General features: G+C 66.8%; 15 protein-coding genes. 7 read left to right on the top strand and 8 right to left on the bottom strand.

Going from position 1 to position 15,872, the window contains the following annotated elements; all coding sequences use genetic code 11:
- Window positions 1-16: 16 nt before the first annotated feature.
- Window positions 17-646: a head GIN domain-containing protein gene (locus tag HD842_RS10100; RefSeq protein WP_183554012.1), complete on the top strand. Its 630-nt coding sequence runs from the start codon at window positions 17-19 to the stop codon at window positions 644-646.
- Between the two features lie 3 nt (window positions 647-649).
- On the opposite strand, the gene HD842_RS10105 is transcribed toward HD842_RS10100, so the two are convergent.
- The 7 genes from HD842_RS10105 to cydD form a co-directional block, all read right to left on the bottom strand.
- Entirely contained in the window at window positions 650-988 is a 339-nt protein-coding gene (locus tag HD842_RS10105) for a DUF4326 domain-containing protein (protein ID WP_183554014.1), read from the bottom strand.
- Window positions 989-1,033: 45 nt separating this feature from the next.
- A complete protein-coding gene (locus HD842_RS10110; RefSeq protein WP_183554016.1) occupies window positions 1,034-1,354 on the bottom strand; it encodes an ArsR/SmtB family transcription factor in 321 nt (106 codons plus the stop codon).
- A gap of 138 nt (window positions 1,355-1,492) precedes the next feature.
- Window positions 1,493-1,600 (bottom strand): cytochrome bd-I oxidase subunit CydX, encoded by a 108-nt coding sequence (gene cydX / locus HD842_RS10115; RefSeq protein ID WP_183554018.1) that lies wholly within the window; start codon window positions 1,598-1,600, stop codon window positions 1,493-1,495.
- A 34-nt stretch (window positions 1,601-1,634) separates the two neighbouring features.
- Window positions 1,635-2,792, bottom strand: a complete 1,158-nt coding sequence (cydB, locus tag HD842_RS10120) for a cytochrome d ubiquinol oxidase subunit II (protein WP_183554020.1) — start codon at window positions 2,790-2,792, stop codon at window positions 1,635-1,637.
- Between the two features lie 6 nt (window positions 2,793-2,798).
- A complete protein-coding gene (locus HD842_RS10125; RefSeq protein ID WP_183554022.1) occupies window positions 2,799-4,409 on the bottom strand; it encodes a cytochrome ubiquinol oxidase subunit I in 1,611 nt (536 codons plus the stop codon).
- A 42-nt stretch (window positions 4,410-4,451) separates the two neighbouring features.
- Window positions 4,452-6,188, bottom strand: a complete 1,737-nt coding sequence (locus HD842_RS10130) for an amino acid ABC transporter ATP-binding/permease protein (protein WP_183554024.1) — start codon at window positions 6,186-6,188, stop codon at window positions 4,452-4,454.
- A 50-nt stretch (window positions 6,189-6,238) separates the two neighbouring features.
- Window positions 6,239-7,924, bottom strand: coding sequence for a thiol reductant ABC exporter subunit CydD (gene cydD, locus HD842_RS10135; protein WP_183554026.1), 1,686 nt, complete (start codon window positions 7,922-7,924; stop codon window positions 6,239-6,241).
- A 288-nt stretch (window positions 7,925-8,212) separates the two neighbouring features.
- Here cydD and HD842_RS10140 point away from each other — a divergent pair, with 288 nt between their 5' ends.
- Window positions 8,213-8,785, top strand: coding sequence for a GbsR/MarR family transcriptional regulator (locus tag HD842_RS10140; protein WP_183554028.1), 573 nt, complete (start codon window positions 8,213-8,215; stop codon window positions 8,783-8,785).
- Window positions 8,786-8,866: 81 nt separating this feature from the next.
- Window positions 8,867-9,439, top strand: coding sequence for a hypothetical protein (locus tag HD842_RS10145; protein WP_183554030.1), 573 nt, complete (start codon window positions 8,867-8,869; stop codon window positions 9,437-9,439).
- Here the strand turns inward: HD842_RS10145 and HD842_RS10150 are convergent.
- Window positions 9,378-10,436, bottom strand: coding sequence for an alpha/beta hydrolase (locus HD842_RS10150; RefSeq protein WP_183554032.1), 1,059 nt, complete (start codon window positions 10,434-10,436; stop codon window positions 9,378-9,380). The two genes, HD842_RS10145 and HD842_RS10150, sit on opposite strands and share 62 nt — an antisense overlap.
- Before the next feature lie 154 nt (window positions 10,437-10,590).
- Between HD842_RS10150 and HD842_RS10155 the strand changes: the two genes are divergently transcribed.
- The 4 genes from HD842_RS10155 to HD842_RS10170 all read left to right on the top strand — a co-directional run bounded on the left by HD842_RS10155 (window position 10,591) and on the right by HD842_RS10170 (window position 15,863).
- Window positions 10,591-11,148 carry an RNA polymerase sigma factor gene (locus HD842_RS10155; protein ID WP_183554034.1) on the top strand — a complete coding sequence of 186 codons (558 nt, stop codon included), beginning with the start codon at window positions 10,591-10,593 and terminating at the stop codon, window positions 11,146-11,148.
- A gap of 22 nt (window positions 11,149-11,170) precedes the next feature.
- Window positions 11,171-12,112, top strand: a complete 942-nt coding sequence (locus HD842_RS10160) for a FecR family protein (protein WP_183554036.1) — start codon at window positions 11,171-11,173, stop codon at window positions 12,110-12,112.
- A gap of 113 nt (window positions 12,113-12,225) precedes the next feature.
- Complete coding sequence (locus tag HD842_RS10165) at window positions 12,226-14,580, top strand: TonB-dependent receptor domain-containing protein (protein WP_183554038.1); 2,355 nt, start codon at window positions 12,226-12,228, stop codon at window positions 14,578-14,580.
- Window positions 14,580-15,863, top strand: a complete 1,284-nt coding sequence (locus HD842_RS10170) for a ComEC/Rec2 family competence protein (protein ID WP_183554040.1) — start codon at window positions 14,580-14,582, stop codon at window positions 15,861-15,863. Before HD842_RS10165 ends, HD842_RS10170 begins: the two co-directional genes overlap by 1 nt.
- Window positions 15,864-15,872 lie beyond the last annotated feature (9 nt).

The raw sequence follows: 15,872 nt of genomic DNA on the forward strand, positions 1-15,872 counted from the left end.
CTCACTGGAGAACATCATGAAACGTGCCGTCATCGTCGCCCTTCTGTCGCTCGCATCCCTCTCGATCCAGGCCGCCGAACAGGTGCGCAGCGTGACGCCGTTCAAGACCATCGATTCACAGGGCCCGGTGAGCCTGGTGGTCGAAGTGGGCAAGGCGTATTCGCTGCGGGTCGAGGGCAACCAGAAATTCATCGACCGTGTGAAGACCGAGGTCGTGAACGGCGAACTGCGCCTGTCGTTCGCGGACAGGAACAGCAAGAACGTCAATATCGACGATGGCGAACGGGTGGTCGTGACCCTGCCCGAGCTCACCAGCTTTCGCGGCGAAGGCGCCGGCCTGATGATCCTGAATAATGTGCGCACCGAGCGCTTCGACGTGAATTACCGGGGCGCCGGCAGCCTGCAAATGAACGGCAAGGTCGGCCAGTTGCGCCTGAATGCCGAGGGCGTGGGCGAAGTCGATGCCAAAGCCCTGATCGCGCAGGATGCCGATGTCACCTTCCGCGGCATCGGCGACGTGAGCGTGCACGCCACCAACAAGCTCAATGCCAGCGTTCAGGGCCTGGGCAACCTGACGTATTACGGCAAGCCGGCATCGGTGAGCAAGTCGGTGTCTGGCATTGGCAACGTCACCGCCGCCAAATAACCGTCACGCATTCACCAGATCGATCAGCACCTGCGCATGACACGGTGTGCCCGGCCGGCACCAGCATGCCAGGTCGTGGCCGCGCAGCGACGCATGTGCCTGTTGCGCCACCTGCTGCCCTGCCGGATCGATCTGCAGCCACAGGCGATACGCCGCCACGGCTTCTTCGACCGTCGGCATTGCGATATAGCGCCCTGCCGGTGTGCCCGGCGCCAGCTCGGGCAGCACCGAAAATGGATTGCCCCACTTGCCAGGCCGCGCCACGGAGATCGTGTTGGGCGGCATGCGCCAACCCTTCTTGCGGCTCAGTTGCACCCGTTGCGGCGTGGTGGTTGACGTCATGGTGATCCTCGTCGATGGCAGCACCGGCAATTCCGGCATCGACGATCATACCGTCGCCAGGCGCTCCTGCATCGACTGTGCACCTGCGTTGCCGCAGGTGGCGGACAGGAACTCCATCAGGCCCTGCAAGGTCTCCACGCGCGCGCGATAAAAAATGAAGCGGCCTTGCTGGCGCGGCGCGACCAGCCCTGCGTGCGTGAGTTCCTTCAAATGGAATGACAGGGACGATGCCGGCATATCGAGGGTTGCTGCAATATGGCTTGCGGACTGGCCCTGGGGGCCGGCCTGCACCAGCAGCCGAAACGCGGCGAAACGGGATTCCTGGGCAAGCGCGGAGAGTGCAACGATGGCGAGATTGGTTTGCATGCGGTCATTCAAGGTTCGATTCAACGGTCCCGGACGCTTACACCGCCGGGCCACGGTTCGAATACTGTCGAATGACTTTGACAGGGTGATGACATGGGCGCGTGCCGGCGCAAATCAGCCACGCCGGCACGCCCGTTGTCACGCCTGCTGGCGCTGCGCGTCGTCCATCAGCTCGTACCACATTGCATTGAGGACGGCGAAGGCAGCCGCGAGCGGCAGGCCGAGTAGCCAGGCGAAATACCACATGATGAAGTCCTTTCTGGTTGCGTTATTCGTTCAATTAATACGCGTGGCTCTTGCCGCCGCTGATATCGTCTGGCACCACCTTGCCCCACAAGACCTTGTAGACCCAGCTCGTGTAGGCCAGGATCAGGGGCAAAAAGATGCAGGTCGCAACGAGCATGATGAACAGCGTCAGGTGGCTCGACGACGCATCCCACACCGTCAGGCTGGCCTGCGGCTGGATCGACGATGGCAAAATAAACGGGAACATCGATGCGCCCACGCTGAGCACGATGCCGGCGATCGACAGGCTCGACGTGAGCATGGCCACGCCTTCCCGGCGCCGTACCAGGGCCATCAGTGTCAGCAGCGCACCGACGATGCCGGCCGCCGGCGCGAACTGGGTCCATGGATGCGCGGCGTAATTGGCAAACCAGCTGCCCGCCACGCCTGCCTCGACGGTCTTGAACAGCGGATTGGACGGGCCAGCCGTCACCACCGCACTCGTGATGCGGTAGCCATCGACAAAACCCCACAGCAGCACGCCGGCCACGGCGTACAGCACCACGGTGGCAACCGCGGCGCGGATGCCCCAGGCACGCGCACGGCTGGCCACCAGGCCATCGGTCTTGAGCACCAGCCAGGCCGCACCGTGCATGATGAGCATGGCCACCGACACCAGGCCGCACAGCACGGCAAACGGATTGAGCAGGGCAAAGAAGCCGCCCTCGTAGAAGATCTGCTGGTCGGGCGCAAGGCGGAACGGCACGCCCTGCAGCACGTTGCCCATCGCGACGCCGAAGATCAGCGCCGGCACGAAGCCGCCGACGAACAGGGCCCAGTCCCAGGTCGCGCGCCAGGCGAGGCTGTCACGCTTGCTGCGGTATTTAAAGGCGACCGGCCGCAGGATCAGCGCCAGCAGCACGGCCGCCATCGCCAGGTAAAAGCCCGAGAACGAGACCGCATACAGCTGCGGCCAGGCCGCAAAAATGGCGCCGCCGCCCAGCACGAGCCAGACCTGATTGCCCTCCCACACGGGGCCGACGGCATTGATGACGACCCGGCGTTCCAGGTCGGTGTTGGCGACAAATGGCAGCAAGGTGCCGGTGCCCAGGTCAAACCCGTCGGTGACGGCAAAGCCCACCAGCAGGATGCCCAGCAGCAGCCACCAGATGATGCGCAGCGTGTCGTAATCGAGAAGCGTATGAAGAATCATGGTGGTTTACTCCGCAGTGATCATGGGCGCAGTGCGCATTGCCGGCGTGGTGCCGACCAGTGGGCTGTGAGTGCCCGGCGCGTGGGCAAGTTCGTCTTCCGGCCCCTTGCGGATGGCCTTGAGCATCAGTTTCATTTCCACGACGAGCAGGATCGAATACAGCACGACAAAACCGATCAGGGTCGTCAGCACGGTCTGGATGCCAAGGTTCGACACCGCCACGGCGGTCGGCAGCACGCCCTCGATGGCCCACGGCTGGCGGCCCAGTTCGGCAACGATCCAGCCGGCTTCGGCGGCGATCCATGGCAGCGGGATCGACCACACGGCCACCTTCAGCAGCCACGGATAGGCATCCAGACGGCGGCGCGCCGACAGCCAGAAAAACACGGCCGTGAGCACGATGAAGAAGATGCCCAGGCCCACCATGATGCGGAACGACCAGAACAGCGGCGCGACCTGCGGCACGGTATCCAGGGCCGCCTGATGGATCTGCGCTTCACTGGCCTGGCGCGGATCGTCCACGTAGCGTTTGAGCAGCAGCGCGTAACCCAGCACCGCGCTGTGCTCTTCAAAGCGCGCCTGCAGTGCCGGTGGCACCGGTGCGCGGCCGCCGAGCGCACGAATCTCCTCGAGCGCGCCATAGGCCACGATGCCCTGGCGCACGCGCACCTCGGCCAGTTTGACCAGGTCATTAATGCCCGGAATCTGGCTCGACAGCGAACGCGTGCCGATCAGGCCCATTGCCCACGGGATGTGGATCGCATAGTGCGTCTCGCGCGCGTTCTGGTCGGGAAAGCCGAAGGCGGTAAAGGCGGCCGGCGCAGGCTGCGTCTCCCACATGCCTTCGATGGCAGCGAGCTTCATGTGCTGGTGCTCGGTTGCCAGGTAGCCGCTTTCGTCACCCAGCACCACCACCGACAGCGAGGCGGCCAGCCCGAACGACGCGGCCACCGTCATCGACCGCTTGGCCAGCTCGACATGGCGGCCCTTGAGCAGGTACCAGGCCGCAATGCCCAGCACGAACAGCGCCGCGATCACATAGCCGGCCGACACGGTGTGCACGAACTTGGCCTGGGCCACCGGATTGGCCAGCACCGCACCGAAGTCAGTCACTTCCATGCGCATCGTCTGCGGGTTGAGCGTGGCGCCGATCGGGTTCTGCATCCAGCCATTGGCGATCAAAATCCACAGCGCCGAGAAATTGGTGCCAAGGGCCATCAGCCAGGTCACGGCCAGGTGCTGCACCTTCGACAGGCGATCCCAGCCAAAGAAGAACAGGCCCACAAAGGTCGCCTCGAGGAAGAACGCCATCAGGCCTTCGATTGCCAGCGGCGCGCCGAACACGTCGCCCACGTAATGGCTGTAGTAGCTCCAGTTCATGCCGAACTGGAATTCCATCACGAGGCCCGTCGAGACGCCAATGGCAAAATTGATCCCGAACAGTACGCCCCAGAACTTGGTCATCTGGCGCCAGATGGGGCGCCCGGTCATCACATACACGGTTTCCATGATGGCGATGAGCATCGACAACCCCAGGGTCAGGGGGACAAACAGAAAGTGGTACAGCGCCGTCAAGGCAAACTGCAGTCGGGAGAGCCCGACAACGTCGAGATCCATGGTGAATCCTTTCTTCTTGAATACGTCAGTGGTTGGTTATTCTTAGTGTTGACGCAGCGTGTCCAGCGCCGCATCGAATGCAGGGGTGCCGCGCCGCAGGTCGGCGTCGATACGTCCGTCCTTCATCACGAGCAGGCGGTCGGCCAGCCCGGCTTCGCGCCGCAGATGCGTGGCCACCAGCAGCGTGCGGCCGCTGGCATGCCGCGCCAGGCGCGCCAGCACATCGGCTGCAGTGGCGCCGTCCAGCGCCTCGGTCGGCTCGTCCAGCAGCCAGAAATCAGCCCGGCGCAACAGCAAGCGCGCCAGCGCCAGGCGGCGCGACTGGCCACCCGACAGGCCAAGGCCGCCCTCGCCCAGCAAGGTGTCAAGACCCTGTGCGAAGCCGCGCACGTCCTGCTCCAGGCCGGCGGCCTGCAGTGCGGCCCACAACTGCCCGTCGGTGGCGGCGGGATCGGCCAGGCGCAGGTTGTCGCGCAGGCTGTCGCAAAACAGCTCGGTGCGCTGGGTCAGCCAGGTAGCTGGCCGCGCCCATACCTGGCCCGCCTGGGCAGCCAGTTCGCCGGCCGCCAGCGCCAGCAGCGTCGATTTGCCGACACCGCTGCTGCCGACCACGGCAACGCCCTCGCCAACGGCGATGCGCAGGTCGACCGCATGCAGGGCCGCGCCGGTGCGGCCGGGGTGGAACACGGTAGCAGCGTGCAGCAGCAATGCCGTGCCGGTGCCGGTGCCGGTGCCGATGCCGGTACCCGTGCCGGGCGGCGCTGGCACGTTTGCGTCATCCTGCTGGCGCAGACGCGGCGCCACGCGGCGCATGGCCAGCCAGCTACGGCCAGCCTCGATCGCGCCGCGCCGCAGCGCGGCAAACGGTTCCAGCGCGGCCAGCGCGATCAGAAGCGCCAGCGCTGCGGCGGGTGCCCCCAGCTGCTGCACCTGCTGCTGCGCCGGATGCGATGCCACTTGCTGCGCCAGCGCTCCCACTGCCAGCAGGACGGCGGCGACGGTGACATGGCCACCGACCGCGTACAGCCAGCCGGCGCCGGTGTCCAGCCGGTGCAGCGCGGCGTCATGGCGCGCCAGGGTCATGTCGAGGCGCGCCAGCTGGTCGCACTGCGCGGGCAGCCGGCCGGCCAGCGCCAGGTCGGTCTGGCCGGCAACCAGGTCGATCGCCTGGGCGCGCAGCCGCTCCAGCGCCCGCACACGGCGCAGCGCCACCGGCCGCGCCAGGCGCGCTACGAGCAAGGTCACGCCCCAGCCGACCGCCAGCAGCCAGACGAACATCGCCAGGCCAAGGCGCCAGTCGAGGTTTGCCAGCACCAGGCCGGCCAGCAGCGCTGCGCCGCAGGCCGCGCCAGCCGGCACGATCAGGCGCAGGTAGATCGATTCGAGGGCATCGATGTCGCCCGTCAGCCGAAACAGCAGGCGCGACGGGCGGCGCAGCAGCGCGCGTGCGGCATCCGGCGTGGCCCAGCCACGAAACAGCCGCTCGCGCAGCGCGGCCAGTACGCCGAACGTGGCGTCGTGCGTCACCGTGCGCTCGGCATAGCGGCCAAAGGTGCGGCCCAGGGCCAGCAGGCGAATCGCGGCGCTCGGCACGAACACATTGAACATGACGGCGCTGCCGGCCAGGGCCGCCGAGGTGATGAACCAGCCCGAGGTGCCCAGCAGCGCCATCCCGGCCAGCACCACCAGCGTCGACAGGCCCGCCCCCAAGGCCAGGCGCCGCCCGCCAGTGCGGATGAACAGGGACAGCACTGGCTGCATGTCGTTATTGCGCTTCATGTCGTTACCGCGCTTTGTTTCTTTGCCACGCTTTGTGTCTTTGCCACGTCTCATGCTGCGCTCCGTTGAATCAATGGTTCGCCAAGGCGCACGACGCGGCCCAGACGCGCGGCCAGTGCCAGATCGTGGGTGGCGACAATCATGGTGCGGCCCTGGGCCAGCTGCAGCAGCGCCTCGATCACGCCGGCGGCCGTGTCGCGGTCGAGGTGGGCAGTGGGTTCGTCGACCAGCAGCAGGCCGGCGTGCGGCGCACACATCGCGCGGGCCAGCGCAAGGCGCACGAGCTCGCCGCCCGACAGGCCAAGGCCGCCCTCGCCCAGGCTCTCGCCCGGCGTCGCGTGCTCGATCCGGCCAAGGCCCGCGCGCGCCACGGCGTGGCTGACGGCATCGACCGTCACGCCATCACGCTCGAGCGCCACATTGGCGCGCACCGAGCCGGCAAACACGTGCGGCTTCTGGCCGATCCAGGCCATGCGCGCGCGCAGGCCGGCAGCCGACCCGGCGTCCAGCGGCACGCCGCCGATGCGCACGGTGCCGCTGTCAACCGGGACGAGGCCCGCGATCATCGACAGCAGCGTGGTCTTGCCGCTGCCGCTGGGGCCGACGAGCGCCACGTGCTCGCCGACGCGCACATACACATCCTGGTTGTCGAACAGCGGCGCTTCACCCGGATGCGCAAAGCGCAAGCCCTCGATATCGACCGATGGCGCACGGCCAATGCACAGCGCCTCGTCCGGCTCTTGCAGCGCGCCCGGCAACGGCAAGCCGGCCGCCTGCAACTTGTCCAGCGCCTCGAGCGCTGCTTCGCCGGCGGCCTTGTCGTGCCACACTGCCGCCAGTTCGCGCAGCGGTTCGAAAAACGCCGGCGCCAGCAGCAGCACGAACAGGCCTTCGGCCAGCGTCAACCGGCTGCCCCAGCTGCCCGGTCCGATTTCGCCGAGCAGGTGGAAACCCACGTACACCGCCACCAGCGCCACGCCCAGCGCCGAAAACAGTTCAAGCGCGGTCGACGACAAGAAAGCGATGCGCAGCACGCGCATCGTGCTGGCGCGGACCGCTTCGCCCGAAGCCCTTACCCGGCGGGCGGTGGCGTCGACAGCGCCCAGTGCGCGCAGCGTCGACAGGCCGCGCAGCCGGTCGAGCAGAAAGCCGCTCATGCCGCCAACCAGCTGCAGTTGCGCTTCGCTGGCAGCCTTGGCGCGCCAGCCGATGACGGCCATGAACAGGGGAATCAGGGGCGCGGCCAGCACCAGGATCAGCGCAGCCAGCCACGAGAAGTAACAGACGACGAGTGCGATGACGGGCGGCGCCAGCAGCACCCGCATGCGCGCCGGCCCGTAGCGCAGCAGCCAGGGCAGCACGGCTTCGGCCTGTTCAGCGACGATGCTGGCGGCCTGGCCGGATGGCAGGCGTGCACGGTCCAGCGGCGAGCGCGCGGCCAGGGCTTGCACGGCTGCCTGGCGCATGGCGGTGAGCTGGCTGCGCGACACGGCAAACAAGCGGCGCGCGCCCCACGCTTCGCTGCTGGCGCGCAGCACGCCAAGGACCAGGAACGCCAGCGCTGGCAGCAGCATGTCGACCAGCCCGGCGCCCTGGGCCAGACGCCCCACCGCATGCGCCAGCAGCGCCGCCTGCGGAATCCACAGCAGCGCCGCACCGCTCATCGCCAGCGTGGCGCCACGCGCAGGGCCAGGGCCTGTAAGCAATGCCGGGCGGCGGGGTTGGCTGCGGTGCATGGTGGTTCTCCAAACGTTGTTGCAACAAAACGGCAGACGTACGGGGGCCATGGCCATCAACATCGGACGTGCCCCGGAATAAACTTTTTGGATTTTCTAAAACTTCAGGAATTTCGGAAGGTGAGCGGATTATGCGCTGAAACTTCTGGTTTGTCTGTAATGGGTGACCAGGTTAGTCGGGAATTACGAACGTATTAACAACAATGGCGGCAAACACGTGCATGCGTGGTACGTGTCCGGGTGACGTGGGATAATTCACCTTTCACAAGCATCGAAAAGTTCGCAACCATGACGCCACTTGTCCAAACGTTTGTCAGTCACTTCGGCGAGATGGGCAGCCGCTGGGGCATCAACCGCACGGTGGGGCAAATCTATGCCCTGCTCTTCGTTTCCGAAGACCAGCTGCATGCCGACGACATCGGCGAAAAACTCGGCATCTCGCGCTCGAACGTGAGCATCGGCCTGAAAGAATTGCAGTCGTGGGGCCTGGTGCGCCTGTCGCGCATTCCGGGCGACCGCCGCGAATACTTCACGTCGCTGGGCGATGTGTGGGAAATCTTCCGCGTGGTCGCCGCCGAGCGGCGCCGGCGCGAGGTCGCCCCGACGCTGTCGGTGCTGCGCGAGTCGCTGATGGCCAATGCCAGCCACCCCGAAGACAAGTTCGCGCAGGAGCGCATGCGCGAGATGCACGAGCTGGTCGACCTGGCCAACAACTGGTTCGACGACCTGCAGCGCCTGTCGCCCGAGTCGATGGCGCAATTGATGAAGATGGGTTCCAAAGTCCAGAAGCTGCTTTCGGCCAAGGACCGCCTGTTCGCTGCCAAAGACGGCAAGGCGCCGAAGCAAACGCCGGAAGAATAAGGCGGTCAGCAGAGCCGTGCTCGCCTCTTTCGGCCGACCGGCTAGACTGGACTTTTCCTTTTCCCCTTACCAGTCCAGTTTATGAATATCGCTTGTATCGCCTGGGGCTCGCTGCTCTGGAAACCCCAGGGCCTGAAGCTCGCCTCCGGATGGCATCCGGGCGGCCCCGCCATGCCCATCGAATTTGCCCGCCAGAGCGACGACAGTCCCGAACTGGCACTCGTGCTGTGCGACAGCGCACGCCTCATGCCCACCTACTGGGCCTACGTCGCCACCGATAACCTGGATACCGCCCGCGCCATGCTGTTCGAGCGCGAAAAGATCCGGGCTGCGTTCCCCGAATGGATCGGCAGCGTGCCCGCGCAGGACGGCGCGGCAGAAAATCCGCGCGTGGCTGCCTGGCTGCGCGCCAAGGGCATCGACGCCGCCATCTGGACCGCGATCCCGCCCAAATTCGATGGCGTGAGCGGCCGCGTGCCGACCGTCGACGAAGCCGTGGCATGGCTGGACAGCTGCAGCGGCGCGCAGCGCGACGCCGCCGAGGATTACATCCGCCGCACGCCGGCCCATATCGACACCGCGTACCGGCGCATCATCGCGGCGCGCCTGGGCTGGCACCCGCTGCGCGAGGCGCATGTGACGCAGATGCGCTGAACGCCTCCTGCTGCGGCATCGCTGCGATGCGTTGCCGCACCCACGCCTGCGCATGCGCCAGCGTCACCCTGGCCATCGCGGTCGGAAAATGAATGAAACCATGTGGCGCTTCGGGCGCCACATTCAGTTCGACGTCGGCCACCTGCTGCCAGCGCTGCGCCATGCGCAGCGTGTCGTCGAGCAGCGGATCGCCGCCCCCAACGATCATCAGCGCCGGCGGCATGCCGGCCAGTTCGCCGAACAGCGGTGATAGCGGCGGCTGGCGGCGCCCGGCGTCGTCCAGGTCCGGCGTGAGCCCGCGCAGCCCGGCCAGCATGCGCGGCCCGTCGAGCACCAGCGTTTCGGGCCCTGCCCTGCGCACGCTGTCGGTGCCGGCCATATCGTAGACGCCGTAGTACAGGACGGTACCTGCGATGCGGGCCAGCAGCGCCGGCCAGGCCCGCAGCCCTTGCAGCGTAGCAGCAGCCAGGTGCGCACCCGCCGATTCGCCGACCACGATGACCGGCAAGCCGGCATGGCCGGCGTGGTCGGCGTGGTCGGCATATTCTGGCAAGCCGTCCTGCAGCAGCCAGCGGGCGGCAGCCAGGCATTCTTCCATCTGCTCGTGCACCGATGCGCGCGGCGCCAGCCGGTAATCGACCGACACCACAGCCAGACCGCAGCGGCTGGCGAAGGCCGCATTGAACGCATCGTTCATGGGCGCATTGCCAATCACCCAGCCGCCACCGTGAATATCGAGCACGATGCCGGCCACTGGCCCGCGCGGGCGGATGATCCGGACCTGCACCTGCACTCCCTCCAGCCCCACCATGCGCGTCTCGACCTGCAGCCCGGCGCGGCGCAGCTTGCGGTCGGCGCCGACCTGGGACAGGCGCAGCAGGCCCTGCACCAGCGGCGGCATCAAGCGATAGCGCGTACCAAAACGCGGCGCGCGCGCGAGCCTGGCGTTGAAGCGTTTCGCTTCGTTCAGTGTCTGGTCGTCCAACATCATTGGCATGCAGGGCCTTCTGTTCAATGGTGAGCCGCTCACGCGCCCCGGATATCGGATACCGAAAGTCACTTGCGAGTCATATTGGCATGCTACCCTCAGCCACGATTTTGTGTGTTCCGATACCGGAATTTCTCTCGCCCTTCGTCTACCGACATAAGACATGTGCAATGATCTGGACGACTGGTTCATCCATGAGGTGCTGCCGCTGGAAGGCATCCTGATGCGCTACCTGCGCCTGAACTGGCGTGACAGCGACGAATGGCCCGACCTGCGCCAGGAAGTCTACGCACGCGCCTACGAAGCGGCGCGCAGCGGCCTGCCGGAGCGGGTAACGCCGTTCGTGATGACCATCGCGCGTAATCTGCTGATTGACCGCGCACGCCGGCGCCAGGTCGTGTCGATCGAGGCGTTTGCCGAACTTGACGACCTGTCGGTGTACGAACTGACGCCCGAGCGACATGCCAGCGGCCGGGCCGAGTTGTCCACACTGGTGGAAGTACTCGACGCCTTGCCTGCGCGCTGCCGCGAAGTGGTGGTGCTGCGCAAGGTCGAGGGCATGTCGCAGCGCGAAGTCGCCGCTGAAATGGGTATCACAGAGGACACGGTGGAAAAACAGATCATGAAAGGCATGCGCGCCATCGCCGATGCCCTGTTCGCGCGCGGTATCGGCGCCGACATCGTCCGGCGCGAGCGCAAGGTGCGCAAGCAAGGCAAGTAACCACTACAGCAAACGACGTGCAATGAACGAAGCAAATCACAACGCGGAGGCGATCGAGGCCGATGCAGCACAGTGGCTGGCCCGCGAAGACGGCGATGGGTGGCACGCAGACCTGCAGGCCGAACGCGATGCCTGGCTGCGCGACGACGTGCGCCACCGGGTGGCGTACCTGCGCCTGCGCGCAGCATGGCAGCGCGCAGATGCCATGGCCGGCCAGGCCATCGAACGCCCCGCGTCACGCCGTCCGCTGGCGCGTTTCTCGCGCTGGCGCATGGCGGCAGGACTACTGCTGGCCTGTGGCCTGGGCGCATTCCTGGCACCCGATGTCGGCTGGCAGCAGGGCCAGCGCTATGCAACCGGCACCGGCGAGAACCGCACCATCGCGCTGGCCGACGGTTCGCGCCTGATGCTCAATACCGCCACCCGCCTGCGCACCGCTCCCGACGGCGGTCGCCACGTATGGCTCGACAGCGGCGAAGCATATTTCGACATCGCCCACGATCCGTCGCGCCCCTTCGTCGTCGAAGCGGGCACCAGCCGGGTGACCGTGCTGGGCACCCGCTTTACGGTACGGCGCGATGGCGAGCGCACGCGCGTGCTGGTCGAACAGGGCCGGGTGCAGGTAGATGAACGCGACGCATCGGTGGTACTGACCCCCAACCAGGAGGCGCGCAGCGCGGCCGGCCACATCGCACGGGCCGAGCACAGCCAGGTCCAGACCGAGCAGCGCCTGGCGTGGCGCGAAGGCCGGATCGTGTTCGACCAGATCACGCTGGGCGAGGCGATCGCCGAATTCAACCGCTATAACGACCGCAAGCTGGTCATCACGGATCCCGAAGCGGCGTCACTGCGTATCGGCGGCAGTTTCGCGCCGTCGAATATCGACGGTTTCGTGCGCCTGCTCGAGCAGGGCTTCGGGCTGCAGGCAGAGCGCGGCACCAGCCAGATCGTCATCTCGCGCTGAATTATTTTTGGTTCGCATACCGGATTTTTCCAGCCCACCCGTCTTATAGGGAAGCAACTCATGCTGCCCGCCGCGCATCACCGCGTGGCGTCCCTCACGCAAGGAAAAACCCGATGGCGAATCCAACCCTGATCGGCGCCCTGTGCGCCCTGACTTTCTGCGGCACGCTCCAGGCGCAGACCCTGACGCTCGACATTCCTGCGGGCGCGCTCCAGCCGGCACTCGACCAGTATGCGCGGCAGACCGGCGTACAGCTCCTGTACCGCGCCGAAGACGTGCAGGGCCGCCAAAGCGATGGCGTGCGGGGCCAGCTCGATCCGGGCCAGGCGCTCGAGGCGCTGCTGGCGGGCACAGGCCTGGCGGTGCGGCGCGACGGCGGCGCCGTGATGATCTTTCGCGAAGCGGCCGGTCCGTCCACCGCCGGCAACCGCGACCAGGGCACGGAACTGAACACGGTCACCGTGACTGCGCAAAAGCGCTCACAGTCGGCCCAGGACGTGCCGATCGCCATGACTGCCCTGTCTGCGCGTACCCTGGAGACGCACCGGGTGCAGAACCTGCAGGATGTCGCCCGCCTGACCCCTGGCCTGCTTGTCTCCGCCTTCAGCCAGGCCAATCCCACGATCGCGATTCGTGGCGTGAGCAACACGTTCTCGCAGATCGGCGTGAACAAGCCGGTCGGCGTGTTCGTCGACGACGTGTTCATCCCGCGTAACAGCGCCGCCAGCTTCGAGCTGTTCGACCTAGAATCGATCGCCGTCCTGAAAGGCCCGCAAGGCACGCTGTTCGGCCGCAACGTGACCGGCGGCGCCATCGTCATCAACACCCGCCGCCCGGACACCGAGCGTATCGCGGTCGAAGGCGAGATCATCGCCGGCAATCATGGCGAACGCCAGGCCAAGGGCCTGGTCAACCTGCCGCTGGGTGACGGCGCCGCCCTCAAGATTTCTGCGTCGAGCCGCCAGCGCGACGGGACGGGACGCGATCGCCTGACGGGCCGCGAGCAGGACGACATCGACAGCCAGAATATCCGCGCCCAGGCCCTGGTACGCCTGGCGCCAGGCGTGGAAGCGACCTTCAGTGCCGACTATGGCGACGACAGCAACGGTGGCCGCACGCTCTCGTCCGATACGCTGGGCGACGATGGCGATGTCCGCACGTCCGAACTGGGCGTCAACCAGGGCTACCAGCGCACCATCAAGGGCATCTCGGCCAGGCTGGCATGGCGCCTCGCAGCGGGCGAACTGACCTCGATCAGCGCCTGGCGCCGGTCGGCATCGAGCAAAGATTACGCGGGTGTCGGCGCCAGCTACACCTTCCTGACGAGCGGCAGCCAGAGCGTCACCCGCGACGAGGACGAGATCACCACCTTCTCGCAAGAATTGCGCTATGCCAGTCCAAAATGGGCGCATGGTAACGTCGTCACCGGCCTGTACTTTTCAGACGAAGATGGTGCGCGCCGTCTCGGCGTGCGCGGACTAGCGGCCCGTACCGGCGCACTGGCCAGCGCCACCCTGGCCGAGCAACAGGTCGACAGCCGCAGCGCCGGCGTGTTTGCCGACGGTATTGTGCACCTGGCCCCGGTGGTCGACCTGACCCTTGGCGCCCGCTACACGCGCGACCGCAAGAGCGCGAGCCTGGTGCGCAGCGACCTGCTGCGCCCCGCCAGCAACTTCAGCGTGAGCGCTCTGCGCAATACCTGGAACGAAGTCACGCCGCGCGCGGTGCTGACCTGGCGGCCGGCGGCCGGCCTGATGACGTACCTGAGCGCCACCCGCGGCTTCACCAGTGGCGGCTACAACGCCGATGCATCGAGCGCCACGGCGTTTCGCATGCCGTTCGATCCCGAAACGGTCGACAACTACGAACTGGGCCTGAAGTCGCAGTGGCTGCACAACCGGGTACGCCTGAACGCCTCGGTGTTTCACATGAAGTACCGCGACAAGCAGGAGCTGGTCAACAATACCCAGACCGGCATCCTCACCATCTTCAATGCCGGCAAGGCGACGGTCGACGGCAGCGAGATCGAACTGGCGGTCAAGCCCGCGAGCTGGCTCGACCTGTCGGCTAACTTTGCCTACCTGGACGGACGCTATGACCGTTTCGTCGTCGGCACCGTCAACAACAGCGGCAACCCGATGTCGAATTCGCCGCGGCGCCAGGCCGGCATCGCCGCCGACCTGCGCTACCCGGTCTCGTTCGGCTACCTGGTCGGCGCAGCCAGCTATGCCTGGAAGGACAGCTACAACACGGGCGCGGCCAACGACCCCAACCTGCAATTGCCCGCCTTCGGCCTGGCCAATCTTTCCGCCGGCGTCGAATCGCCCGATGGCACCTGGCGCCTGCTCGCCTGGGTCAAGAATGCCAACGACACCGCATACCTCCTGACCCGCTCGACCCAGGTCGTGCGCGCGCGCTACGTGGGCGAGCCGCGTACCTTCGGCCTGAGCCTGACGGGACGCTTCTGATGACGGCGCCGAACGACAGGCGTCGCCGGCTGCTCGGCGCGCTGCTGCCGCTGGCCGCAGCATCAGCCGGCGCAACGCCGCTGCGCGCATTGGTTACGCCTGCGCCTGCACCCGAGCGTGAAGGCGCACCGCTCGCCGCCTGGCAGCCCGGCTGGCTCGATATTCACCACATCGCGACCGGCCGCGGCAACGCGACCTTCGTCATGTTCCCCGACGGTACCAGCCTTCTGATCGATGCCGGCGCCTCGCTCAATGGCCTGGATGTTTCGGTGGCCCCCCGGCCCGATGGCAGCCGCCGGCCGGGCGAATGGATCGCGCGTTACCTGCGCCGCCATCTCGGACGCGCCGGACTGGCGGGCCTGGACTACCTGCTGGCCACCCACCTGCACCCGGACCATACGGGCGATGTCGATGCCGCCTCGCCGCTGGCAGCGGCTGGCGCGTGGCGCCTGGGCGGCGTGACCGATGTCGCCGAGCAGATTCCGATTTACACCGTCATTGACCGCGGGTTCCCGGACTACGATGTTCCGCTGCGCGTCGATGCCCCCTTTGCAAACAACTACCGCGCCTGGATCGCCGCGCGACGCAAGGCAGGGCAGCGCGTCGAGGCCTTTGTGGTCGGCAGTGCCGCCCAGATCGCGGCGCGCGGGCACCGGTCGGCTGCTACCGGTTTCGAGGTACGCAATATCGCAGCCAACGGCGAGGTCTGGACCGGCCAGGCCAGCGCCACACGCACGCTGTTCCCACCGCTGGCGTCAGTCGCGCGCGCCGACTGGCCGAACGAAAACCAGTGTTCGGCCGCAGTGCGCATCGCGAGCGGGCGTTTCAGCTACTTCACTGCCGGCGACCTGACCAGCTACACCCAGGATGGCGCCCTGCCCTGGCACGATGTCCTCGGCCCGGCCGCGCGCGCCGCCGGCCCGGTGTCCGTAGCAACCGCCGACCATCATGGCATGTTCGACGGTCTGAGCGCGGATGTCGTACGCACCCTGCGTCCACGCGCCTGGATCATCCCATCCTGGCACATCGCGCATCCGGACATGCTGCAACTCGAACGCATGTTCAGCGAGCGGCTCTATCCAGGACCGCGCGCCGTATTCGCCACCACGGTGATGCGCGAAAACCTGCTCGCCAACGGCCGCCTGACGCGCAAGCTGCTCAGCCACGATGGCCACGTGGTGGTGCGGGTGCCGCCGGGTGGCGATCGTTTCTACGTGGCCGTCACCGGCAATGCCGATGAACATGACAGCGTCAGAATGGTCACGGAGCAGTTTGCCGCATAAGGTGCGGCG

Source organism: Massilia aurea (assembly GCF_014200505.1).
GTDB classification, from domain to species: Bacteria; Pseudomonadota; Gammaproteobacteria; order Burkholderiales; family Burkholderiaceae_D; genus Telluria; species Telluria aurea_B.